General features: G+C 62.7%; 19 protein-coding genes, 1 tRNA gene and 1 pseudogene. 13 read left to right on the top strand and 8 right to left on the bottom strand.

The genetic code is table 11. The annotated features are described in order from the left end of the window. Positions 1–8 precede the first annotated feature (8 nt). Positions 9–668: an acyl-homoserine-lactone synthase gene (locus AC0L2H_RS20470; protein WP_473591893.1), complete on the top strand. Its 660-nt coding sequence runs from the start codon at positions 9–11 to the stop codon at positions 666–668. Positions 669–877: 209 nt separating this feature from the next. Here the strand turns inward: AC0L2H_RS20470 and AC0L2H_RS20465 are convergent, their stop codons facing one another. The 3 genes from AC0L2H_RS20465 to AC0L2H_RS20455 all read right to left on the bottom strand — a co-directional run bounded on the left by AC0L2H_RS20465 (position 878) and on the right by AC0L2H_RS20455 (position 2807). Beyond that, the gene (locus tag AC0L2H_RS20465; protein WP_473591892.1) at positions 878–1486 is read right to left on the bottom strand and encodes a hypothetical protein; all 609 of its coding nucleotides are present in this window, start codon (positions 1484–1486) and stop codon (positions 878–880) included. A gap of 151 nt (positions 1487–1637) precedes the next feature. Next, a tRNA-Gln gene (locus tag AC0L2H_RS20460) sits at positions 1638–1711 on the bottom strand. Between the two features lie 163 nt (positions 1712–1874). Beyond that, positions 1875–2807 carry a lysylphosphatidylglycerol synthase domain-containing protein gene (locus AC0L2H_RS20455; protein WP_473591891.1) on the bottom strand — a complete coding sequence of 311 codons (933 nt, stop codon included), beginning with the start codon at positions 2805–2807 and terminating at the stop codon, positions 1875–1877. 288 nt (positions 2808–3095) lie between these two features. Between AC0L2H_RS20455 and AC0L2H_RS20450 the strand changes: the two genes are divergently transcribed. Next, positions 3096–4424: a Ppx/GppA phosphatase family protein gene (locus AC0L2H_RS20450; RefSeq protein ID WP_473591890.1), complete on the top strand. Its 1329-nt coding sequence runs from the start codon at positions 3096–3098 to the stop codon at positions 4422–4424. Then, the gene (locus AC0L2H_RS20445) at positions 4421–5116 is read left to right on the top strand and encodes an RlmE family RNA methyltransferase (RefSeq protein ID WP_473591889.1); all 696 of its coding nucleotides are present in this window, start codon (positions 4421–4423) and stop codon (positions 5114–5116) included. The genes AC0L2H_RS20450 and AC0L2H_RS20445 overlap by 4 nt, the downstream gene beginning before the upstream one ends. A 209-nt stretch (positions 5117–5325) precedes the next feature. Here the strand turns inward: AC0L2H_RS20445 and AC0L2H_RS20440 are convergent, their stop codons facing one another. Next, a complete protein-coding gene (locus AC0L2H_RS20440; RefSeq protein ID WP_473591888.1) occupies positions 5326–6747 on the bottom strand; it encodes an MFS transporter in 1422 nt (473 codons plus the stop codon). Positions 6748–7061: 314 nt separating this feature from the next. On the opposite strand from AC0L2H_RS20440, the gene guaB reads away from it, so the two are divergent. From guaB to AC0L2H_RS20425, 3 genes are read left to right on the top strand one after another with little or no spacing between them, the layout of a single operon-like run. Beyond that, the gene (guaB, locus tag AC0L2H_RS20435) at positions 7062–8564 is read left to right on the top strand and encodes an IMP dehydrogenase (RefSeq protein WP_473591887.1); all 1503 of its coding nucleotides are present in this window, start codon (positions 7062–7064) and stop codon (positions 8562–8564) included. Positions 8565–8595: 31 nt separating this feature from the next. Then, positions 8596–9135 (top strand): hypothetical protein, encoded by a 540-nt coding sequence (locus AC0L2H_RS20430; protein WP_473591886.1) that lies wholly within the window; start codon positions 8596–8598, stop codon positions 9133–9135. A gap of 28 nt (positions 9136–9163) precedes the next feature. Next, entirely contained in the window at positions 9164–9583 is a 420-nt protein-coding gene (locus AC0L2H_RS20425) for an MAPEG family protein (RefSeq protein WP_473591885.1), read from the top strand. A gap of 6 nt (positions 9584–9589) precedes the next feature. Here AC0L2H_RS20425 and rnd read toward each other — a convergent pair whose 3' ends face one another. Both rnd and AC0L2H_RS20415 read right to left on the bottom strand, forming a co-directional pair. Further along, positions 9590–10741 carry a ribonuclease D gene (gene rnd, locus AC0L2H_RS20420; RefSeq protein WP_473591884.1) on the bottom strand — a complete coding sequence of 384 codons (1152 nt, stop codon included), beginning with the start codon at positions 10739–10741 and terminating at the stop codon, positions 9590–9592. Between the two features lie 73 nt (positions 10742–10814). After that, positions 10815–12062, bottom strand: coding sequence for an MFS transporter (locus AC0L2H_RS20415; RefSeq protein ID WP_473591883.1), 1248 nt, complete (start codon positions 12060–12062; stop codon positions 10815–10817). Positions 12063–12274: 212 nt separating this feature from the next. On the opposite strand from AC0L2H_RS20415, the gene AC0L2H_RS20410 reads away from it, so the two are divergent. The 3 genes from AC0L2H_RS20410 to AC0L2H_RS20400 are packed head-to-tail and all read left to right on the top strand — an operon-like array spanning position 12275 to position 15367. Continuing rightward, positions 12275–13543 (top strand): ABC transporter substrate-binding protein, encoded by a 1269-nt coding sequence (locus tag AC0L2H_RS20410; RefSeq protein ID WP_473591882.1) that lies wholly within the window; start codon positions 12275–12277, stop codon positions 13541–13543. Further along, complete coding sequence (locus tag AC0L2H_RS20405; RefSeq protein ID WP_473591881.1) at positions 13540–14523, top strand: carbohydrate ABC transporter permease; 984 nt, start codon at positions 13540–13542, stop codon at positions 14521–14523. The genes AC0L2H_RS20410 and AC0L2H_RS20405 overlap by 4 nt, the downstream gene beginning before the upstream one ends. A gap of 16 nt (positions 14524–14539) precedes the next feature. Beyond that, entirely contained in the window at positions 14540–15367 is an 828-nt protein-coding gene (locus AC0L2H_RS20400; protein WP_473591915.1) for a carbohydrate ABC transporter permease, read from the top strand. 13 nt (positions 15368–15380) lie between these two features. On the opposite strand, the gene AC0L2H_RS20395 is transcribed toward AC0L2H_RS20400, so the two are convergent. After that, complete coding sequence (locus AC0L2H_RS20395; protein WP_473591880.1) at positions 15381–16262, bottom strand: DMT family transporter; 882 nt, start codon at positions 16260–16262, stop codon at positions 15381–15383. A 108-nt stretch (positions 16263–16370) separates the two neighbouring features. Here AC0L2H_RS20395 and AC0L2H_RS20390 point away from each other — a divergent pair. The 3 genes and pseudogenes from AC0L2H_RS20390 to aspS form a co-directional block, all read left to right on the top strand. After that, positions 16371–16511: pseudogene (locus AC0L2H_RS20390) on the top strand (LysR family transcriptional regulator); the annotation flags it as partial. A gap of 159 nt (positions 16512–16670) precedes the next feature. Next, positions 16671–17237 carry a LysR substrate-binding domain-containing protein gene (locus AC0L2H_RS20385; RefSeq protein WP_473591914.1) on the top strand — a complete coding sequence of 189 codons (567 nt, stop codon included), beginning with the start codon at positions 16671–16673 and terminating at the stop codon, positions 17235–17237. 161 nt (positions 17238–17398) lie between these two features. Then, positions 17399–19195 (top strand): aspartate--tRNA ligase, encoded by a 1797-nt coding sequence (aspS, locus tag AC0L2H_RS20380; RefSeq protein ID WP_473591879.1) that lies wholly within the window; start codon positions 17399–17401, stop codon positions 19193–19195. An 80-nt stretch (positions 19196–19275) separates the two neighbouring features. On the opposite strand, the gene AC0L2H_RS20375 is transcribed toward aspS, so the two are convergent. Beyond that, entirely contained in the window at positions 19276–20466 is a 1191-nt protein-coding gene (locus tag AC0L2H_RS20375; protein WP_473591878.1) for a hypothetical protein, read from the bottom strand. 306 nt (positions 20467–20772) lie between these two features. Here AC0L2H_RS20375 and parC point away from each other — a divergent pair, with 306 nt between their 5' ends. Beyond that, entirely contained in the window at positions 20773–23025 is a 2253-nt protein-coding gene (gene parC, locus AC0L2H_RS20370) for a DNA topoisomerase IV subunit A (RefSeq protein ID WP_473591877.1), read from the top strand. Positions 23026–23254 lie beyond the last annotated feature (229 nt).

The following is a 23254-nucleotide window of genomic DNA, read 5'->3' as shown; positions in this document are numbered from 1 at the left end:
GTCGCGTCATGATAACGGCACACGTAGTCAATGCGCATAACAAGCATCTCTATGAAAACGAATTCGACGAGTTTTTGCGCCGGCGGCACGATTTCTTCGTGCACCAGAAACATTGGCGCCCTCCGAGCCCTGATGGTCGCGAGCTAGACCAGTTCGATACGGATGCGGCGACGTATCTGCTCGGTATCGAAGACGGTCGCGTCGTGACCTCGGCTCGATTGATCCCAACGAGCGAGCCGCACATGGTCTCGGAGGTCTTTTCTCACATGTGCGAAAAATCGGGCGTCCCCCGGCGTCCCGATTGGGCCGAATGGACGCGCACCTTCGTCGTTCCCTACAAACGCTCCACCGGGCTGCGCGGCACGCTGACACAACTGTGCTGCGCGGTGATGGAATACGCCCTCGATGAGGGCCTCAGCGCCGTCGGCGGCGTCCAGGAAACCTACTTCATGCCCCACCACGGCGCGCTGAAATGGCGCGCCGAGCCGATGGGCATGGCCAGGGAAGAAAACGGCGAATGGTACATCGTGGCTTACATCGATGTGAATGAAGCAGCGCTGGCGAGCGTGCGGAGGATACTTGGGATTGAGCATTCGCTGCTGGTTCGGCATGGTGTGCAGGTGCCGTTCATCGAAAGCAACAAGAACTTACAGCGTCTATTTGCCTAGCAACAATCGATCTCGGGAGAAAGAAACGAAAAGGCGCCGGTGCGGGGACGTGCTGGAGCGAAGCTTCCGCGGTGGCGACTTCCTGATAGCGGTGGCCGGGCGGCATGAGCGACCAATAGGACGCACGCAGCCGGCCTTATCTAGTTGAATTCCAGAACATATCGATTTGAGCGGATCGTACTTTCCCTGATTGGTGCCTTGGCGACGCTTCATTTTTGCCAGCCGGCCAGCTCTGGCAGGTCGTCAAGCCAGCTTTTCTCCGTCATCGAGACCTCGCCGGCCTGCGGCGCAGCCTCGGTGGCGTTCTGAATGAGCCAGTCCACCCACTTACGATAGGCAACCGGGTCGAGTTCCGGCGGCAACACCTTGGCCTTGGCCAGCATGCGTTTGCGGAAACTGACCTGCCTGCGCAGCTTGGTGGTCGTGAACTTGATTGCCTTGCCTTGGTATTCAACCGTCCAGCGCCCATCCCCGTGGCTGGTCAGCCTGTCGATGGCGAATCCGACATCGACCGGTCTATCCCGCCAAGGAAGCTCGGTGGCATTCTTCCTCAGATCGAGTGCCCATCGCCTGTAGTTGGCGCCGGCACGCTGGGGCGGCAGCACGCCAGCCTGTTCGAGTATCTTCCTGCGGAAGGTAGCCTGCTTCTTGAGCTGCCCGGTCGTCAGTTCGATGCGATGCCCACGGAATTCGACGTGCCACCGGATCCTGCCGTTGCCGAAATACTTCACCAACCTGTCGATGACGAACTCGTCATCGGAAAGCATCACGCATCCCTGCCTGATGCTGTTGAGAATGTACTGGCTATCGGTGGGCATGAAGCGGCCTCGCGCGGGAATCTGTCACGAAGCTTGGCCAGTGGCACGCAGCAGTGGCCACCAATCTTTCGCCCCGGAGGATCTTGCCGGCTCAAAAAAACGAAACGGGCCAGAATGTCCCATTAAATGTTTGTTCTTCTTATGTAATTTTTGGCTGGGGAACCTGGATTCGAACCAGGACTAACGGAGTCAGAGTCCGTGGGTCTACCGTTAACCTATTCCCCAGCAGGCGCGGTTGAAGAAAACCGTGCGGGCAGGGCGGCGATGTCGCCGCGCGTGCCTTGTAGCCGCCGCCGGAAAATAGTCAAGCCTGCCTGGCGTTTCAATCGCCACGTTTCGTCAGTCTGTTTCAGAGGCTGTTCTCAGGCGTTCGCCCAGGCCGGGTGCCTCAACCCTCGCTTCGCCCGAACTGCGAGCGCTCGAAGAACAGCACGACGCCGAGTGCTATCAGCAGCGGGATGATCAGGTAGAACAGCCGGAACACCAGCAATGCGGCCAGCACGCCGACCGGGTCCATGTGCGACAGCCCGGTCAGGAACACGACTTCGAACACGCCGAGCCCGCCCGGCGCGTGCGAGATCTGGGCGACCGAGAACGACACCAGGAACACGCCGAGCACGACGAAATAGCCGGGATTGCCTGATGCGGGCAGGGCGAAGAAGATGATCGCCGCCGCCGCCAAAAGCTCGATCGGTCCGATCAGCATTTGCCGCGCCACGATCGGCAGGGCCGGGTAGTGCAGCTGGAAGCCGCCGATCTTCAATGGCCGCAGATGCAGCCAGCTGCCGAACACATAGGCCGCCACCAGCATCAGCATGACGAGGCCCGCCGCCATCGCCAGGCCGTGATGCGGCGCGCCGGAAAAGCGGTCGATGATCTCGGGCTCGAAGACCAGCACGAGGCCGGAGACGAGGATCGTCGACAGCACGAAGGTGATCCAGCAGATCGCCACCAGGATGCCGACATCCTGCCCGGTCAGCCCCCTTGTGCCATAGGCGCGGTAGCGGATAACGGCGCCTGAAAATACCGAGCCGCCGATATTGTGCGACAGCGCATAGGTGGTGAACGAGCACAGGGTGACGAACAGCCACGACACTTTTTTGCCGATATGCAACAGCGCGATGTGGTCGTAGCCGGCCAGCGCGGCATAGGCGATCACCGAGCTCAGCGCCGCGAGCACCCAGCCCCGCGCGGGAATGGCCACGATGCCGGCCCAGACGTCGTCGAGCGAAATGCCGCGCAATTCGTGCCAGAGCAAAAACAGCGAGAAAATCACCGCCGCAATGCCGACTACGGGCCAGAAATAGCGCCTCCAGTTCATGGCGTGATCGTCATGCGTTGCAGCCCGATACCCTTTTCCGGTTCGCGACTGGAAAGATCGCCGACGATTCCGGATGTTCACCCCTCCGTTTCAGAAATGCCTTATTGAAGCCGGCTATTCAACCGGCAAGGTCTGCTCTTGGTGCCGCAGTCTCGCGCGGGCTGGCAAAATTCGCCCGGTCCGCTCTTGGTGATCCGGCGCGGCGCTGCTAGTCTGGCGGCAACTTGAACACATGAAAGCGCCTGCTGCGTCCGGTCTCCGGTTCGCGCGGCGCCGGAAGGAACTGAAGTGGAAGACCACGACACCGGCGCGGGCGCGCCGGCAGTGGGCGTGTCCAGGGCTCCGCCGCCGTCAGGCCAGGCAGGTCCATCCGTCGGACGCCTTGATCGTCAGGCGGGCGCCCGGCCAGGGCATGCCGAGCATCAAGGCGAGCAGCCGAAGGGCAAGGCCAGGAAGCGGCGCAAGCGCCGTCGCGGCCGCAAGGTTTTCGCCCGCGACGACAATCACGCGATAGTGGTCGCACCGTCGGCGGCGGCCGCCAGCGCCCCAGCCAGCCGCCCTCCGGAGGTAGCGCCTCCGGCTTCGCAGGCGCGGCCGGAACTTCGCCGTCCGCAGCTGCAGGAACTGCCGGTGTTTGCGGCGCTCGACCTCGGCACCAACAATTGCCGGCTGCTGGTCGCGGTGCCGACGCGCCATGGCCAGTTCCGCGTCATCGACGCCTTCTCGCGCATCGTCAGGCTGGGCGAGGGGCTCACCGCCAGTGGCCGCCTCGGGCAGGCGGCGATGGACCGCGCCGTCGAGGCGCTGAAGATCTGCGGCGACAAATTGCGCGGCCGCAACATCAGGAAGGCCAGGCTGATCGCCACCGAGGCCTGCCGCACCGCCGCCAATGGCGTCGAGTTCCTGGAGCGCGTCGAGCGCGAGGCGGGCCTCAAGCTCGAGATCATCGACCGTCAGACCGAGGCGCGGCTGGCCGTGTCCGGCTGCGGCTCGCTGGTCGAGCGCGACACGCAAGGCGTCGTCCTGTTCGACATTGGCGGCGGCTCCTCCGAGATCGCGCTGATCGATCTCACCGGCCACCGCTCGCCAAGGCTTGCCAACCATATCGTCTCGTGGACGTCGCTGCCGGTCGGCGTCGTCTCGCTGGCCGAACGCTTCGGTGGCCGCACCGTCACCCGCGAGATCTTTGCCGCCATGGTCGAGGATGTCGCCGTGCGCCTGCACGCCTTTGACGGGCGCGACCGGCTGAGCCATGTGCTCGCCAGCCCGAAATTCCATTTGCTTGGCACCTCGGGCACGGTGACGACGCTGGCCGGCGTTCACCTCGACCTGGAACGCTACGATCGCCGCCGGGTCGACGGGCTGTGGATGGACCGCGACAGCGTCGACCGCATGGTCGAAAAACTGGTCGGCTGGGATTTCCAGCAGCGTGTCGCCAATCCGTGCATCGGCGCCGACCGCGCCGACCTGGTGCTGGCCGGCTGTGCCATTCTGGAAGCGATCCGCGCCGTGTGGCCGTCGGAACGGCTGCGCGTCGCCGACCGCGGCCTGCGCGAAGGCATATTGAGCGAATTGATGGCCGATGACGGGGCCTGGCGCAGCAGGGGCCGGCAATGACCAAGAAACCGCAGAAGCCCGGTACCGCCGGCATTCGCGTGCTGAAGACGCGCATCAAGAAGAAGAGCGGCCTCAAGGAATCGTCGCGCCGCTGGCTGCAGCGCCACATCAACGACCCCTATGTCCAACGTTCCAAGGCCGACGGCTATAGATCCCGCGCCGCCTACAAGCTGATCGAGATCGACGACAAGCACCATCTCTTGAAACCCGGCATGAAGGTAATCGATCTCGGCGCCGCACCCGGCGGCTGGTGCCAGGTCGCCGCCGCACGCACCAAATCGACCGCGGACAATCCGCATGTCGTCGGCATCGACTATCTCGAAATGGACGCGGTGCCGGGCGCACCGGTGCTTCTGATGGATTTCCTCGATCCGCAGGCGCCGGAAAGACTCGCCGAGACGCTGGGCGGTCAGCCAGATATCGTGCTCTCCGACATGGCCGCCCCCACCACCGGCCACAAAAGGACCGACCACATCCGCACCATGTATCTGTGCGAAGTGGCGGCCGATTTCGCGCTTTCGGTGCTGAAGCCTGGCGGTCATTTCCTGGCCAAGACCTTCCAGGGCGGCGCCGAGAACGAGTTGCTCTCGCGGCTCAAGCAGAATTTCCGCTCGGTCCACCACGTCAAGCCGCCGGCCTCGCGCGATGAGTCGGTGGAGCTGTATCTGCTGGCGAAGGATTTTAAGGGGTAGGCTGCTTTAGCTTTAGAGTTTGGCGGGACAGCACCCCCCTCTGGCCTGCCGGCCATCTCCCCCTCAAGGGGGGAGATCAGATGTCACCTCGGCTTTCGCCAATTTGCAGCGTTGCGGAATGGAGCCGTCGTCAAAGCTGCCAATCTCCTCCCTTGAGGGGGAGATGGCCGGCAGGCCAGAGGGGTGCTGTCCCGCCGGCGTTGAAAAAATCAACCCCCAGGCGGGCTTACCGGCTCCAGCGTCTTGGGCGTCGTCAGCTTGCCATGACCCGAAACGGCGTTGCCGGCGTCGGGCGCCAGCCGCATGAATGTCAGCGATGCCGCCGCCGAAACCGCCGCCACGATGAAGAAGGCGATGTGGAAGTCGGCCAGCCGCAGCGGCCCGCCATGGATCGACGTCGACACTTCCAGAATGCCGCCGGCCAGCGCCACGCCGAGCGCGATCGACAATTGCTGGAACACCGCCGTAATCGGCGTTGCCTTGCTGGTATCCTCGGCCGACACCTCGGCATAGGAGAGCGCGTTGACGCCGGTGAAGAACATCGAGCGGATGAAACCGCCGACCAGCAATATCGCAAGCATCAGCGCATAGGGCGTTTCGGGGGTGAACAGGCCGTAGATGGCGATCGACCCGGCAGCGATCAGCGAACCCCAGATCAGTACGCGGCGGAATCCGGCGAGCCTGAAGATCTGCGCGGTGACAAGCTTCATGCCGATGGCGCCGATCGCCGAGACGAAGGTGATCATGCCCGACTGGAACGGCGTCAGCCCGAAGCCGATCTGGAACATCAGCGGGAGCAAGAACGGCACCGCGCCGATGCCGATACGAAACAGCGAGCCGCCGAGGACCGAGGAACGGAACACCTGGTTGCGGAACAGCTCCAGCGCCAGCAGCGGGTTTGCGGCGCGCCGCGCATGCAGGAGATAGAGCGCACCCGACACCAGGCCGACCGCCACGGTGATGAAGCCGGTTGCAGGTGGCAGATAAGGCAGGCTGACGACCGACAGGCCGAAGACCACGCCGGAGGCGGCTAGCCCGCTCAGTACGAAACCAATGAAATCAAGCGGCGGCGTCTCCATCGATTCCGTCTCCGGCAGGAAGCGGGTGGCGAGCCAGATGCCCATCAGGCCGATCGGCACGTTGATCAGGAAGATCCAGTGCCATGTGAGAAAGGTGGTGATGAAGCCGCCGACCGGCGGCCCGACGAGTGGCCCGACCAGCGCCGGCACGGTCAGCCAGGACATCGCGGCGACGAGTTCGCTCTTCGGCGTGGCGCGCACCAGCACCAGGCGTCCCACAGGCGTCATCATGGCGCCGCCGATACCTTGCAGGAAGCGCGACACCACGAAGGCCGGCAGCGAATTGGAGAAGGCGCAGGCGATCGAGCCGACGATGAAGACGGCGATTGCGGCGCGAAACACATTTTTGGCGCCGAACCGGTCCGCCATCCAGCCGCTGATCGGAATGAAGATCGCCAGCGACACCAGATAGGCCGTCAGCGCCAGCTTCAGCGCGATCGGGCTGGTGTGGATATCGACGGCAATCGCCGGCAGCGATGTCGCTATCACGGTCGAATCCATGTTTTCCATGAAAAGTGCGACCGCCAGGATAAGCGGGATGATGCGGTTCACAAAACGCGTCCGGACTTGATTCTATGTGTCGTCGACCGGGGCAAGCCGACACGAGGGGCGGTTATCATGCCTTGCGCCGGATGTCGCATTAATTTGCTGTCACATTTGTGCGACCGGCGGACCTTAGCGGGCATTCACGCAAACGGCGCGTGCCCATGTGTAATCATCGGCGTGCAATCATCGGCTTTTCATCGGCGGCGGGACGTGTTACGAGCCAGCGCCAATCCTGAAAGGGAAGAAACGAGTCGGCGCTGTCCATTCCGGTCCAGCGCTTTTTTGTATTCCCCCGCACTTTTGTACACCAAGGGCTGGCCATGGCAAAAATCATCGAAACGTCCACGGGCGCACTGGCGCTGACATTTGACGACGTGCTGCTGCAGCCAGGTCATTCCGAGGTCATGCCCGGCGAGACCGACATCCGCACCCGCATTGCCGGCGACATCGACCTCAACGTGCCGATCCTGTCGGCCGCCATGGATACGGTCACCGAGGCGCGTCTTGCCATTGCCATGGCCCAGGCCGGCGGCATTGGCGTCATCCACCGCAATTTCTCGCCGGCCGAACAGGCCGAGCAGGTACGGCAGGTCAAGAAATTCGAATCCGGCATGGTGGTCAACCCCGTCACCATCGGCCCGGACGCTACGCTCGCCGACGCGCTGGCGCTGATGCGCACCTACTCGATTTCAGGCATCCCCGTGGTCGAGAATGGCGGCGCCGGCGGCCACACGGTCGGCCGGCTGGTCGGCATCCTGACCAACCGCGACGTACGCTTCGCCTCCGATCCGGCGCAGAAGGTCTACGAACTGATGACCCGCGACAAGCTGATCACGGTCAAGGAGAATGTCGACCAGGACGAGGCCAAGCGCCTGCTCCACCAGCACCGCATCGAAAAGCTGGTTGTCGTCGACAAATCAGGCAATTGCGTCGGCCTGATCACCGTCAAGGACATCGAGAAGTCGCAGCTCAATCCGCACGCCACCAAGGATGCGCAGGGGCGGCTACGCGCGGCGGCCGCCACCAGCGTCGGCGATGACGGCTTCGAGCGCGCCGAGCGCCTCATCGATGCCGGCGTCGACCTTCTGGTGATCGACACCGCGCATGGCCACTCGCAGCGCGTGCTCGACGCGGTGACGCGCGCCAAGAAACTGTCCAATTCCGTCCGCATCCTGGCTGGCAACGTCGCCACATCAGAAGGCACGCTGGCGCTGATCGACGCCGGCGCCGACGCCGTCAAAGTTGGAATCGGGCCGGGCTCCATCTGCACCACCCGTATCGTTGCCGGTGTCGGCATGCCGCAGCTCTCGGCGATCATGTCGGCGGTCGAGACGGCGCATAAATCGGGTGTCTCGGTCATCGCCGATGGCGGCATCAAATATTCCGGCGATCTGGCCAAGGCGCTCGCCGCCGGCGCCAGCGCCGCCATGATCGGTTCGCTGCTGGCCGGCACCGACGAGAGCCCTGGCGAGGTCTATCTGCACCAAGGCCGCTCCTTCAAGGCCTATCGCGGCATGGGCTCGGTTGGCGCCATGGCCCGCGGTTCGGCCGATCGCTACTTCCAGGCCGAGGTGCGCGACACGCTGAAACTGGTTCCCGAGGGCATCGAAGGGCAGGTTCCCTACAAGGGACCGGTGTCCGGCGTGCTGCACCAGCTTGCAGGCGGCCTGAAAGCCGCTATGGGTTATGTCGGCGGCCGCGACCTTGCCGATTTCCGCGACCGCGCCACTTTTGTTCGCATATCCAACGCCGGACTTCGTGAAAGCCACGCCCATGACGTCACGATTACCCGCGAAAGCCCGAATTATCCCGGCGGAATTTGATCGGAATGCCGTCGGGCGGAGCCTGACGGCAATGATCCTGCGGCTGTCACGCCACGCCGCGGCGCTGTGTTTTGCATCCGCGACGGTTTTCGTCGTCATGACGGTGCTGGAATTCTTCTATTTCCGCAGCCTCAGTGGCGGCCTGCCGTCGCTCGATATGCGCTTTGCCGGTTTTACGCCGGACGAGGGCATGGCCTGGCTGACGGCGCTCGGCCGGCGCGGCGGCGAGATCATCCTGGTCTGGCATTATCTTACCTTCGACCTTTTATTCCCCGCGCTGCTGTCGGTGACCATGGTCAGCCTGATCCTCGCCACCGGACGGCGGCTGAAGAATTTCCGGGCAATGCCGGCGCAGCTGCAGTGCCTGCTTGCGGTTGTCCTGGTGGTGCCATACACGCTTGCCGATTATGCGCAGAACATTGCCGTGGCGCGGCTGTTGTCCGATTTCCTGTCGGCCAATCCGGATTCGCTGTCTTTCGCTTCGGCGCTGACCGTCACCAAATTCGCGCTTTTGGCGATACCCGTGATCGTCATTGCGGCTTTCACGCTGGCGGGCCAGAAACGGCCTTGAGATGGGATAGCAAGGGCGGAGGGGCTTCTTGAACCAGACCGCGATCTTCTGGCCTGTTTTGGCGCAGGTGCTTCTGGTCTACATCGTCTATCTCGTGATGGGTCGCCGCAGATACGGCGCGGTGAGGTCCGGCGAGGCCAAGGCCGGCCAGTTCAAGACCCGCTCCACCGAACCGGCATCCAGCGTCACCGTTGCCAACAACCTCAGCAACCAGTTCGAGCTGCCGGTGCTCTTCTACGTCCTGTGCCTGGCGCTGCACGAGACCAACGGCGTCAACTACCTGACGCTGGCCTTGATGTGGATTTTCGTCGCTTCGCGCTACGCCCACGCCTGGGTGCACCTGACCACCAACAATCTGCGCTTCCGCAGCCGTATTTTCTTCTTCGGCGCGGTGGTTCTCTTGCTGGCATGGATATGGTTCGCGCTCCACCTGCTGGCGGTCGTCTGAACCGGGCTACAGGTCGAACACCGCGATCTTGCGCTTGTCGAACTTGATGCCGATCTCGCCGCGCACCAGCTTGAGCGCCACCTCGCCGAACACGGCCCGCCGCCAGCCTTGCAAGGCCGGCACGTCGGCGGCCTCGCCCTCGGCGGCGATACGGTCGATGTCGTCGCTGGAGGCCAGCACCTTCGAGGCGACGCCTTCCTTTTCGGCGACGATCCGCAAAAGCACTTTCAGCAATTCCGCTGCGGCATTGGAGCCTTCGGGCGGCTGAAAACTCTTCGGCAGCTTCGGCATGTCTTCCCTGGGCAAGGCAAGCGCGCTGTTAACCGTGCCAAGCAGCGCCGTTGCCGTCGCCGACCGCTCCCAGCCCTTCGGCGTGGTGCGCAGCTTGCCGAGCGCCGCCGCATCGCGCGGCGCCTGCTGCGCGATCTCGTAGATGGCGTCGTCCTTGAGCACCCGGCCGCGCGGCACGTCGCGTTCGCGCGCTTCCCGCTCTCGCCAGGCCGCCACCGCCTGCACGATCGCCAGTTCCTGCGGCTTGCGCAGCCGCATCTTCAGCCGCTTCCAGGCATCCTCGGGATGCGGGTCATAGGTTTCGCGCGAGGTCAGCACCTCCATTTCCTCGTTTAGCCAATGGGCGCGGTTTTCCCGCTCAAGCTCGGCGCTGAGATGCTGGTAGACCTCGATCAGATGGGTGACGTCGGCAAGCGCGTAGTCCAGCTGCTTGTCGGAAAGCGGGCGGTGACGCCAATCGGTGAAACGCGAGGATTTGTCCAGCCGCGCCCCGGTGACCCGCTGCACAAGCTGGTCGTAGGAGACGCTGTCGCCGAAGCCGCAGACCATCGCCGCCACCTGGGTGTCGAACACCGGATGCGGTACCAGATCGCCGAGATGAACGATGATTTCGATGTCCTGGCGCGCCGCATGGAAGACTTTGACGACCGCCTCGTTGGCCATTAGCTTGAAGAACGGCTTCAGGTCGATGTCCGGCGACAAAGGGTCGATCAGCGCGGTCACGCCGGGTGCGGCCATCTGGATCAGGCAGAGGATCGGCCAGAAGGTCGTCTCGCGGATGAATTCGGTGTCGACAGTGACGAAATCCGCCTTTTCGAACGCGGCAAGAACGGTTTCGAGTTCTTTTTGGGTTGATATGACGTGCATCAAATCGCTTTTGGCAAGGGGCAAGGTGTCCTTCAATTTCAGCCGCGCGGGCTTTCGTCAAGCCGCAGCACCATCATCGGTGCTTCGTAGGTCCGTCGGAATCATCGTTGCGCTTGGCCAGCCGGGCGAAAATTGTCGATGTCCGCAAAAGTGCCGTGAAACGGCTGCGATGGCCCACCGGCACGCCGGATCGCACCTGCATCCGATAGAGAATGACGACAATGAAGACCGCGTAGACGACGGCGCAGAACACGAACAGGGCGCTCGGGCCGAAATATTGCATCGCCGTTGACGCGGCGAGCGGGCCGCCAATGGCGCCGAAGGAATAGAACAGCATCAGCGCCGCATTGATCAGCACGAACTCGCCCTTGTCGGCGCGGTCATTGGAATGCGCCGCCGACAGCGAGTAGAGCGGCATGGCGAAACAGCCGAAGATGAAGACGGTCAGGAAGTTGAGGAACGGATTGCTTCCGGCCAAAAGCGCTAGCGCAAGTGCGGCAAACATGGCGCAGCACGTTGTCGCCAACAGCACCGAGCGCCGGTCCCAGCGGTCGGAAAGATAGCCGAGCGGGTACTGGATGATGGCGCCGCCGACGATGCCGACGCTGACGAAGGTGACGACATCGGCGACCGACATGCCGATCTGCTCGGCATAAACCGGCGACAGCGTGCGGAAGGCGCTGTTGGTGACCCCGACGGCGATGCAGCCGAAGCAGCCGAGCGGCGAAATCCGCCAGACCCGTGCCAGGTCGAGCTTGACGTTTTCGGGAGCGGCCGGATTGGAGCGGTCGCCGAGCGACACCGGCACCAGCGAGAGCGTGATCATGATCGACATGATGGCGAAGATGGCGAAGCCGCCGGCGCCGAAGATCGGAATCAGGAACTGCGCGCCCGTCACTGAACCGATGTCGACCATCCGGTAGATCGCCAGCACGCGTGCGCGATCCTTGTTGGCGACCCCGGAATTGAGCCAGGCTTCCATGATGGTGAACAGGCCGGCAAAGCAGAAGCCGCCGGCAAAGCGCACCGCGCACCACATGACCGGGTCGATGACCAGCACCAGGAGCAGCGTGCCGGCCGACGCAATCGCCGCCAGCGCTGAAAAGGCGCGCACATGGCCGACCGCCTTCATGATGCGGGTGACGGCGAGGCAGCCGAGCAGGAAGCCGGCGAAGTAGAATGTGCCCATCAGGCCGATGGTCGAGGCGGGAAACCCTTCCTGCGCGCCGCGCAGCGCGATCAGCGTGCTCTGCAGGCCATTGCCGCCCAGCAGGATGCCGGCGGCAATGAGGAGCGGGATCAGCGGGCGGATGGAGGACATGAAGGAAGGCAATCACTTTTCGTTGATCCTTTCTGGACCATCGCTCCCACCAATGCCAGCGGCAATTGCCACCGGCATTGGCCGGAAACTTTGGCTGGGAACCCAAGGCGTATCTTTGCAGTTCAAGGGAAGGGGGCGAATGCGCCGAGGAAGGTGCCGGGCTTGTCTGTGTTCTGTCGCCCGGCCTGAAATTCCAAGGGGATCCCGCCGTCATGACGTTTCGCCACGCACTTCTTGCGCTTGTTGTCGGCGCTGTCCTGGCGGCAAACCCGGCGCGGGCCGTCGACCTCGCCATCGTGTCGGGCGATACCGGCAACGGCCAGAGGATCCTTCGCCAGATACTCGATCAATACGAGAAGAAGACCGGCAACAAGGTCACAGTCGTTCCGGTGCCGCCCTCGGGGACGGACCAGTTCGGCCAATTCAGGCTCTGGCTCGCCGCTGGAAGCAGCGACATCGACGTCTATCAGACGGACATCATCTGGGCTCCGCAGCTTGCAAAGCAGCTCGTTGATCTGACCGGAGCGACCAAGGATGTCGTTGGCGCCCATTTCCCGTCGATCATCCAATCGCAGACCGTCGATGGCAAACTCGTCGCCTTGCCGATTTTCACCGACGCTCCGGCGCTCTATTACCGCAAGGACCTCCTCGACAAATACGGCGCCAAGGTCCCCGCGACCTGGGCTGAACTCGCCAGCACCGCCAAGCTGATCATGGACAAGGAGCGAGAGGCCGGCAACAAGGACATGTGGGGCTTCGTCTTCCAGGGCAACGCTTATGAAGGGCTGACCTGCGATGCGCTCGAATGGGTCAAGTCGAATGGCGGCGGCCAGATTGTCGAGCCGGACGGCACCATCTCCATCAACAATCCGCAAGCAGCCGCTGCTCTCGAAATGGCCAGGAGCTGGGTGGGAACCATCTCACCTCCCGGCGTTCTGGCCTACCAAGAAGAAGAGTCGCGCGGGGTCTGGCAGACCGGCAACGCCGTCTTCATGCGCAACTGGCCCTACGCCTATGCGCTGGGCAACAGCGAAGGCTCCCCCATCAAGGGCAAATTCGAGGTGACGACCCTGCCGCCCGGGTCGGGTGAGGGCGCGCGCCCAGCGGCAACGCTTGGTGGCTGGAACCTCGCGGTTTCCAGATATTCCAAGAACCCGGACGCAGCGATCGAACTGGTCAAATGGATCGCCTCTCCTCAAATGCAGAAATACCGCGCCTTGAAGGGGGCATATCTGCCGACCATCCAGGCACTCTACGACGATGCCGACATTGCCAGCGCACAGCCTGTCATTCCACGCTGGAAGGATGTCGTTCTCAATGCGGTGCCGCGTCCATCAGCGCAGGCCAAGAGCAGGTATAATGAGGCATCGAGTGAGTTCTGGACGGCGGTCCACAACACACTGTCAGGCGAGGGCACGGCTGCCGACAACCTTGCCGATCTCGAGTTCTCCTTGACCAGGCTCAAGGGCGCCGCCTGGTGACCTCCGGCGCGACTAGTGACCTCGGGCGCCACATGGTGACCTCGCCGCGCCAAGGCTCGCTGCTGACGCGTCAGCGCACGCGCTCGGCGTGGCTGTTCCTTGCCCCGATGCTCATCGTGCTCGCTGCCGTCGCCGGCTGGCCACTTCTGCGTACGATCTATTTCAGTTTCACCGATGCCTCGCTCGCCGACCTCGAAGCCCGTCGCTGGGTTGGCTTCGCCAACTATTTCGCGGTCCTGCAAATGCCGAGCGGGCGGGTCATCCATGAGGGCCTGCTCGCCGATCCGGTCTGGTGGCGCGCTGTCTGGAACACGGTGCGCTTCGCCGTGATTTCGGTGACCTGCGAGACGGTCCTCGGCATGATTGTCGCGCTGGTGCTCAACGCCGAATTCCGCGGCCGCGGCATCGTGCGCGCCGCGATCCTGATTCCCTGGGCGATCCCGACCATCGTCTCGGCGAAGATGTGGCAGTGGATGCTCAACGACCAGTTCGGCATCATCAACGACGCCCTTCTCAGGCTCGGCCTGATCAGCACCAAGATCGCCTGGACGGCCAGCGCCGATACGGCGATGGTCGCCATCCTGATCGTCGATATCTGGAAGACGACGCCATTCATGGCGCTGCTCATCCTCGCTGCCCTGCAGATGCTGCCACAGGAAATCTACGAGGTCGCCAGGCTCGATGGCGTCAGCCCGTGGAAGGTTTTCTGGAAGGTCACCTTGCCGCTCGTCCGGCCGGCGCTGATGGTGGCGGTCATCTTCCGCGGCCTCGACGCCCTGCGCATCTTCGACCTGATCTACGTGCTCACGCCCAACAACGTCCACACCAAGTCGATGTCGGTATTTGCCCGCGAGCACCTGTTCGAATTCGACAGGTTCGCCTACGGCTCCGCCGCCTCGACACTGCTCTTCGTCATCCTCGCGCTGTCGACCATGCTCGTTTTGCGGTTCGGCCGGGTGAGACTGGACAAGGAGTATTGATCATGTGGGACTATTGATCATGTGGATCGTCAAGCGCGCCGCCTTCTACCTGCTCGTCGCCGTCATCGTCCTCGTCGCGGTGTTCCCGTTCTACTACGCCATCATCACCAGCCTGAAATCAGGGACAGCGCTGTTTGAGGTCGACTATTGGCCGAAGATGATCAGTTTCAGCAACTACAGGAGCGTCTTCACCGAAGGGGCGTTCCTGCGCAACCTGTTGAACTCGCTGTTCGTCTCCGGCGCCGTCGTCATCATTTCGCTGTTCCTCGGCGTCACCGCAGCCTATGCGCTTGCGCGCATCCGCTTTCGGGGCCGCTCAGCCCTGCTTTTCATCATCCTGTCCGTCTCGATGTTCCCGCAAGTGGCGTTGCTTGCCGGTCTTTTCGAACTGATCAGGACGCTTGGCCTCTACAATTCGCTCGTCGCGCTGATCTTCTCCTACATGATCTTCACCCTGCCGTTCACCGTCTGGGTGCTGACCGCCTTCGTTCGCGACCTGCCGGTGGAGCTCGAGGAGGCGGCGATCCTCGACGGCGCGACGCCCTGGATCATCATCACCCGCGTTTTCCTGCCGCTGATGTGGCCGGCACTGGCGACCACCGGGCTTCTCGCCTTCATCGGCGCGTGGAACGAGTTCCTGTTCGCCCTGACGTTCACCTCCAACAACGAGCAGCGAACCGTGCCTGTCGCGATCGCGCTGCTCTCCGGCAGCTCACAGTTCGAGATCCCCTGGGGCAACATCATGGCCGCATCGGTGATCGTCACCGTGCCGCTCGTCATCCTCGTCCTCATCTTCCAGCGCAAGATCATCACCGGCCTCACCGCGGGCGGGGTCAAGGGATGAGGTGGTGGACATCTCAGGATCTCTGCCCGTTTATTGTGAATCTCCCGAGTGCCCCCGATGCGATTCCTATTCCGGCGATGACTGCCGTGAGGCCGACAACCAGATTCGCACTCACCTGTTCGCTCAGGAAGACGACGCTGAAGATCGATGCCGTCACTGGATTTACTGCAACAGAGACGGCAACCAGCGTCGGTGCCGCGCGCCCAAGCGCAAACGCCCAGAGAAAGAAAATGAAGGCGCCGCAAACTATGGCCAGATATCCGCTCGCCAGCCACTGAGGTGCGCTAAGCGTGGCAAGTCGCGCAAAGCCTCCGTTCAAAACCGCCAAGGCCGATAGGCAGACTGCTCCCACGCCCATGCCAAAGGCCACAAACGGGATCGGCGAGGTGCGGGATAGAAATGGTCGCGACCACACACTGTAGAGCGCCATGCAGAATGCAGCCGCGACCATAAGGAGGTCTCCGCGCCATGCCCCTCGGGGAGCGATCTTCAAGCTCGTACCGAGTGCGACAGCCACCCCTGCCATTGCGATCAGGACGCCGACGATCTTGCGCATGGTCGGCGGTTCGATCCTGAGAACTGTCCCGGCAATCATGGTGAGCAGAGGCAGTGTCGAAAGCGCCAAGGCTCCTCGCGCTGCCGTCGTGTAGACGAGGGCTCCATTGAACAGCACGGGAAACAGGCCGAAGAACAAAACACCCAATGCGGCAGTGCCGAGCCAGTCGCTCTTTGGCGGCCAACTGTCGCGCCGCCAAAGCGCCATAGCGGTCAAAACCAGAAAACCGCCGCCGAATCGGACCGCGCCGATGGTGAGAGGATCGAGCGTGTCCGCGAGATATCGTGTTGCGCCAACGGCGGTGCCCCCAAGCGCGCTGGAGAGAATGGCGGCTAGCACTCCTGGAATTTCCACTGTTCTGACCTTCACCGGTTTCAGAACCAGCGATATCGGTCAGGTGGGCGAAAAGGAATCGAATAAACTCAATAAGCTTGATAACATTTGATTATGAAGACCCCAGGCCTTGATCCGGAGCTGCTGCGAGCTTTCGTCGTTGTTGCCGAGCGCCTCTCTTTTACGCGAGCCGCCGAGCAGCTCAATCGAACGCAGGCCGCCATTAGTTTGCAAGTGAAACGTCTTGAGGAGCGCCTCGAGACCATCTTGCTCCGACGCTCGACAGCCCGCGTCGAACTTACCGCTGCCGGGGAGGACTTTCTGATCGATGCACGCCGCATCCTTGCTCTTAATGAGCAGGCGATTGCCCGTGTTTCCAATCAGCTTGTGGCTGGACACGTTCGCATCGGGATCATGGAAGATTATGGCACCAAGATACTGCCGCGCCTCCTCGCCGACATCGCCGAGCGATTTCCGCTTGTGCAGGTCGACATGGAAATCGGTCTCACCGCCAGGCTCATGAAACGCCTCGGTCCCTCCTTTGACGCCGTCATCGCCATGCATCCGGAAGGTACTGCCGAGGGTGATCTGATATGCCGCGAAAGGGCGATTTGGGCAGCCGCGGCAACCCGTGCCGTCGAGGAGCTCGATCCGCTGCCCGTCGCCTTGTCAAATCCCGATTGCCTGTTTCGCTCCTGGGCTATCGAGGCGCTCAACGAGGCCGGCCGGCCGTGGCGATTGGCCTATGTCAGTCCGAGCCTTGCCGCCACGGAGGCAATCGTCGAGCAGGGGCTTGCGATCACCGTGGTCAAAGGCAGCATGCTTGCGCCTGGCCTGCGCAGTATCCAGCCAGGCCGGCATGTGCCGCCGCTGCCCGGTGCAGAGATACGCCTTCATCAGGCCGAAACGTCTTCCGCCAGCGTGGCATTGGTCGTCCGTCACCTCGCATCTCGCCTTCGGCAATCGGCCCTTGGCTCATAGGTTGCCTGGAGCGTTCGCGAACGGGCGAAAGCCGAAAGCGGAACCAAGATACCAACCAAGGCCGCTTGCCTTGACAAATCCAGCCTCCCATGCGCTTTTCGCGCAAATTTTCAGGCCGGGCTGTGACGCTTCGGCCCGCAACCCAGCATCCGGACCTAGCAATGACAATGCATCGTTACCGTAGCCATACCTGTGCCCAATTGAGGAAGAGCGACGTCGGCTCCTCCGTCCGCCTGTCGGGCTGGGTGCATCGCGTGCGCGATCATGGCGGCCTGCTGTTCATCGACCTGCGCGACCATTATGGCCTGACCCAGATCGTCGCCGATCCGGATTCGCCGGCCTTCAAGGTCGCCGAAACCGTGCGCGGCGAATGGGTGATCCGCGTCGACGGCGAGGTGAAGGCGCGGCTGGCGGACACTGTGAACGCCAACCTGCCGACCGGCGAGATCGAGATTTTCGCCCGTGAGATCGAGGTGCTGTCGGCGGCCAGGGAATTGCCGCTGCCGGTGTTCGGCGAACCGGACTATCCCGAGGACATCCGCCTCAAATACCGCTTCCTCGACCTGCGTCGTGAGACGCTGCACAAGAACATCGTGGCGCGGACGAAAATCATCGCCGAGATGCGCAAGCGCATGGGCGAGGTCGGCTTCACCGAATTCTCGACGCCGATCCTGACCGCGTCTTCGCCGGAAGGCGCGCGCGACTTCCTGGTGCCGTCGCGCATCCATCCCGGCACTTTCTACGCGTTGCCGCAGGCGCCACAACAATACAAGCAGCTGATCATGGTGTCTGGCTTCGACCGCTATTTCCAGATCGCGCCGTGCTTCCGCGACGAGGATCCGCGCGCCGACAGGTTGCCCGGCGAGTTTTACCAGCTTGACCTCGAAATGAGCTTCGTCGAGCAGGACGACGTGCTGTCGACGATGGAACCGGTCATGCGTGGGGTCTTTGAGACATTCGCCAACGGCAAGCCGGTGACGCAGAATTTCCAGCGCATTCCTTACGATGTGGCCATGCGCAAATACGGCACCGACAAGCCGGACCTGCGCAACCCGATCGAAATGCAGGCCATATCCGATCATTTCCGCGATTCAGGCTTCAAGGTGTTCGCCAACATCCTGGCCAACGACTCGAAGGCTGAAGTCTGGGCCATTCCGGCAAAAACCGGCGGCAGCCGCGCCTTCTGCGACCGCATGAATTCTTGGGCGCAGGGCGAGGGCCAGCCGGGGCTTGGCTACATCTTCTGGCGCAAGGAAGGCGAAAAGCTCGAAGGCGCCGGTCCGCTGGCCAAGAACATCGGCGAGGAGCGCACCGAGGCGATCCGCCTGCAGCTCGGCCTTGCCGATGGCGATGCCGCTTTCTTCGTCGCTGGCGATCCAAGGAAATTCGTCTCCTTCGCGGGTGCGGCGCGCACCCGCGCCGGCGAGGAGTTGAACCTTGTCGACCGTGAGCGCTTTGAACTCTGCTGGATCGTCGACTTCCCGTTCTTCGAATGGAACGAGGAGGAGAAGAAGATCGATTTCGCCCATAATCCGTTCTCCATGCCGCAGGGCGGCATCGAGGCGCTCAAGGGCGAGGATCTGCTCGGCATCAAGGCATTCCAGTACGACATGGTCTGCAATGGTTTCGAGATCGCCTCCGGCGGCATCCGCAACCATCTGCCCGAGACCATGGTCAAGGCGTTCGAGACCGTCGGGCTGGATCGCGAGACGGTGGAGGAGCGTTTCGGCGGCCTCTACCGCGCGTTCCAGTATGGCGCGCCGCCGCATGGCGGCATGGCGGCCGGTATCGACCGCGTCGTCATGCTTCTGGTCGGCGCCAAAAACCTGCGCGAAGTGACCATGTTCCCGATGAACCAGCAGGCCTACGACCTGCTGATGAACGCGCCGTCGGAAGCCACCCCGCAGCAGCTTCGCGAGCTGTCGCTACGCGTCGTGGCGACCAAGAAAGAGGCTTAGAAACCTCCCGCAACCGATTCTATTGATTCACGAAAAAGCCCGGCATCGCTGCCGGGCTTTTCTCTGCGAGGTGGCCTCGATCAGTCTTCGTTCGCGTTGACCTTCACGCCAAGCGTCTTCGTCAGGTCGAGCGGGTTGGACATGGCGCTCGCCATGATCAGCGCGAACGGCACCGCTGCCGACGGCTCGGCCGAGATTTCGAGGCTCTTTGGATCGTCGAGATACTTGCTGACCGCGGCAGTCACCTCGGCGGTCAATTCGGGATTGTTGAGCTGCGCCATGCCAAAGGGCACGATCGCCTTGGCCTGGTTGGCGATGTCCTTGCCCGACATGCCTTGTTGCTTGCCGACATAGTCCAGCACCTTGTTGGTCAGCGAATCGTCGTCGAAGCGTATGCTGGCGCTGTTGAAGGAGAGCTGTTGCACGATGCCGAGCATAGCCATGCCCTCAGCCGATTTGTCGGCGCCTTCGGGCTGCGCCGCCATCTTTTTCTGCATCTCCTGCAAAGACTTGATGACATCCAGCGTGTAGCCGCCGAGATCGAAGGTCATGCCAAGCGTGCCGGCATTGTCGACAGAGATGTCGTATTTCGACAGTTCCATCTTGCCGTCCGAAGGCTGCCAGGTGCCGGCCATTGCGAGGTTGCCGGTGATATTCTGATAACCGAGGGCGTCGATCACTTCCTTGGATTTCGGATCGTTGACCAGCGTCAGGTCGGCATTGAACTTTTCGGTCGTGCCGGAAAACGCCATCGCCTTGCCGTCGGCCGGCGGCGTGATTTCGATTGCCAATCCGTCCATCGAGAAGGCGGTCTTGTCGGCGACCTTGATGGTCATGTTGTCGAGCTCGGCCGATTTGTACATCATCAGCGAACCCAGCGGTCCCGTCGCCCCGTCCGCCGGAACCGTCATGTCATGGATGACGAAGGGGCTGAGATTGAGCGTGACGCCGTCCTGGCTGTGCTGAAAGGCCGAAGTCGACACGGTCGCGATAGCATAACCGCCATTGGCCTCGGTCACGCCCTCGAGCTTGACGTCGCCGATCGGCAGCATTTCCTTCTCGGCCGCCGGTTTGACGGACACGCCTTGCAGCACCATGCTGGAGGCATCGCCGCTCACCCCTGTCCAGGAGATGTCGACACCCTGGGCGGCCATGGCCGCCTTCAGCCGGTCGGCGACCGCGGTGTCCTGCGCCAGGGCAGCGTTGAGCGGCAGCGTCAGCAGAAAAGTGGAGAGGGCGAACCTCTGGAGAGTGGAGCGTTTGATTGTCATCGCGAGTTCCCTGAGAATGTCCTGAGATTGTTTGTCGAATTCTTTGCGCCGTCACCATTCAGTGACGAACTGGACGGGAAAAAGGCGCATCCCCGCACAATGGTCGAAAATCGCGGCGAAAGGCAAACCCGATCACCTCACCTTGCCCGGCATAGGCGCGACATGTAACCGGTTGATGTTGGAGGGTGTTGCGACGCTGCCAATTCCTGTTGCAGGCAATTCTGTTGCAGCAGATTCCAATCGGCAAAGACGGGTGCGCCATCCCGGCCTCTTGCCGCGAATCACCCGCTCGGCTAGTCCCAGCCCATGGGAAAAAGGCTTTTGCCGCCTGAGAATGGCGGCGGCGACAATATCGAGCCGGTCGATCTGAAAAAGGCGCTGGAAGAGCGCTACCTCGCCTATGCGCTGTCGACCATCATGCACCGGGCATTGCCGGACGTGCGCGACGGGCTGAAGCCGGTCCATCGCCGCATCATGCATGCCATGCGGCTGCTCAGGCTCAACCCCGACCAGGGCTTTGCCAAATGCGCCCGCATCGTCGGCGAGGTGATGGGCAAGTTCCATCCGCATGGCGACCAGTCGATCTACGATGCGCTGGTGCGTCTGGCGCAGGATTTTTCGATGCGCTATCCCCTGGTCGACGGGCAGGGCAATTTCGGCAATATCGACGGCGATAACGCCGCCGCCATGCGCTACACCGAAGCGCGCATGACGGATGTGGCGACCGAGCTGCTGTCCGGCATCACCGAGGACGCGGTCGACTACCGGCCGACCTACAATGAGGAGGACGAGGAGCCGGTCGTGCTGCCCGGCGCCTTTCCGAACCTGCTCGCCAATGGCTCGTCCGGCATTGCGGTGGGCATGGCGACCTCAATCCCGCCGCACAATGCCGCCGAACTTTGTGACGCAGCCTTGCATCTGATCGAACATCCGGATGCGCCGGTGACGAAGCTGATGGACTTCGTCCAGGGGCCGGACTTTCCGACCGGCGGCATCATCGTCGACAGCCGCGCCTCGATCCTCGAAGCCTACGAAACCGGTCGCGGCGGCTTTCGCGTCAGGGCCAAATGGGGCCAGGAAGACCAGGGCAGGGGCACCTGGAGCATCGTCGTCACCGAAATCCCCTATGGCGTGCAGAAGGCCCGGCTGATCGAGAAGATCGCCGAGCTGTTGATGGCGCGCAAATTGCCGCTCCTGGAAGACATCCGCGACGAAAGCGCCGAGGACATCCGCGTCGTGCTGGTGCCGAAGAGCCGTTCGGTCGATCCCGGCATCCTGATGGAATCGCTGTTCAAGCTGACCGAGCTGGAAAGCCGCTTCCCGCTCAACATGAACGTGCTGTCGCGCGGCAAGGTGCCCAACGTGCTGTCGCTGAAGGGCGTGCTCAAGGAATGGCTGGAGCACCGGCGCGAGGTGCTGATCCGCCGCTCGAAGCATCGCCTCGGCGAGATCGAGAGGCGGCTGGAGATTCTCGCCGGCTATCTGATCGCCTATCTCAACATCGACGAGGTGATCAGGATCATCCGCGAGGAGGACGAGCCCAAGCAAGTGATGATGGCGCGCTGGTCGCTCACCGACAACCAGGCCGAAGCCATCCTCAACATGCGGCTGCGCGCTCTTCGCAAGCTGGAAGAAATCGAGATCCGCAAGGAATTCGACGGGCTGACGACCGAGAAGAAGCAGATCGAGGCGCTGCTTGCGTCGGACGCCAAGCAGTGGGCGACGATCAAATGGGAAGTCACCAGCATCCGCGACAAGTTCGGGCCGGAGACCGATCTCGGCAAGCGCCGGACCCAGTTCGCCGATGCACCCGAACATGATTTGACCGACATTGCGCACGCCATGATCGAGCGCGAGCCGGTCACCGTGGTTGTCTCGGAGAAGGGCTGGCTGCGGGCGATGAAGGGTCATCTGACCGATCATTCGACGCTGACCTTCAAGGAGGGCGACAGCCTCAAGCTCGCCTTCCATGCCCAGACCACCGACAAGGTGCTGGTCTTCACCACCGGCGGCAAGTTCTACACGATCGGCGCCGACCGGCTGCCGGGCGGCCGCGGCCATGGCGAGCCGATCCGCATCATCGTCGACATGGACAACGACCAGGACATCGTCACCGCCTTCGTCCATGATCCCAAGCGCAAGCTGCTTTTGGTGTCATATGACGCCAACGGCTTTGTCGTGCCGGAGGAGGAGGTCGTGGCCAACACCCGCAAGGGCAAGCAGGTGATGAACGTCAAGGCGCCCGACGAGGCCAAGCGTTGCGTGACGGTCGCCGGCGATCATCTCGCCATCGTCGGCGAGAACCGCAAGATGCTGGTCTTCCCGCTCGCCGAAATCCCGGAGATGGGACGCGGCAAGGGTGTGCGCCTCCAGAAATACAAGGATGGCGGCGTTCTCGACCTCAAGACCTTCACGCTTGCAGATGGTCTCTCCTGGCAGGATTCCGCCGATCGCACCTTCACCAGGTCGCGTGAGGAACTGGCGGAATGGATCGGCGCCCGCGCTTCGGCCGGCCGCATGGTGCCGAAGGGTTTTCCAAGGACGGGCAAGTTCGGGTAGTCTCTAGGCGTCAGCATTCCTTCGCACCCCCCCTCTGGCCTGCCGGCCATCTCCCCCGCAAGGGGAGAGATCGGCAAATTCACCCGCAGCGCTTTTTCCCGCAGGCGGCGGTGATTGGCGAAAGCAGAAGTGACATCCAATCTCCCCCCTTGCGGGGGAGATGGCCGGCAGGCCAGAGGGGGGTGCTGTCCCGCCTTCCTTTCTATTTCAAAGCGCCTCATTTGGACTA

It is taken from the genome of Mesorhizobium sp. WSM4871 (assembly GCF_055811295.1).
The sequence above is the reverse complement of the archived record's forward strand: the minus strand, read 5'-3'. Positions and strand labels throughout refer to the sequence as shown.

What these genes read in the sequence shown, in the direction of transcription:
- AC0L2H_RS20415 (WP_473591883.1), bottom strand. Translation starts at nt 12,062, where the DNA reads ATGTCCTCCATCCGCCCGCTGATCCCGCTCCTCATTGCCGCCGGCATC.
- AC0L2H_RS20375 (WP_473591878.1), bottom strand. Translation starts at nt 20,466, where the DNA reads ATGACAATCAAACGCTCCACTCTCCAGAGGTTCGCCCTCTCCACTTTT.
- AC0L2H_RS20385 (WP_473591914.1), top strand. Translation starts at nt 16,671, where the DNA reads ATGGAAGATTATGGCACCAAGATACTGCCGCGCCTCCTCGCCGACATC.
- AC0L2H_RS20470 (WP_473591893.1), top strand. Translation starts at nt 9, where the DNA reads ATGATAACGGCACACGTAGTCAATGCGCATAACAAGCATCTCTATGAA.
- AC0L2H_RS20430 (WP_473591886.1), top strand. Translation starts at nt 8,596, where the DNA reads ATGATCCTGCGGCTGTCACGCCACGCCGCGGCGCTGTGTTTTGCATCC.
- AC0L2H_RS20445 (WP_473591889.1), top strand. Translation starts at nt 4,421, where the DNA reads ATGACCAAGAAACCGCAGAAGCCCGGTACCGCCGGCATTCGCGTGCTG.
- AC0L2H_RS20410 (WP_473591882.1), top strand. Translation starts at nt 12,275, where the DNA reads ATGACGTTTCGCCACGCACTTCTTGCGCTTGTTGTCGGCGCTGTCCTG.
- aspS (WP_473591879.1), top strand. Translation starts at nt 17,399, where the DNA reads ATGACAATGCATCGTTACCGTAGCCATACCTGTGCCCAATTGAGGAAG.
- guaB (WP_473591887.1), top strand. Translation starts at nt 7,062, where the DNA reads ATGGCAAAAATCATCGAAACGTCCACGGGCGCACTGGCGCTGACATTT.
- AC0L2H_RS20455 (WP_473591891.1), bottom strand. Translation starts at nt 2,807, where the DNA reads ATGAACTGGAGGCGCTATTTCTGGCCCGTAGTCGGCATTGCGGCGGTG.
- parC (WP_473591877.1), top strand. Translation starts at nt 20,773, where the DNA reads ATGGGAAAAAGGCTTTTGCCGCCTGAGAATGGCGGCGGCGACAATATC.
- AC0L2H_RS20465 (WP_473591892.1), bottom strand. Translation starts at nt 1,486, where the DNA reads ATGCCCACCGATAGCCAGTACATTCTCAACAGCATCAGGCAGGGATGC.
- rnd (WP_473591884.1), bottom strand. Translation starts at nt 10,741, where the DNA reads ATGCACGTCATATCAACCCAAAAAGAACTCGAAACCGTTCTTGCCGCG.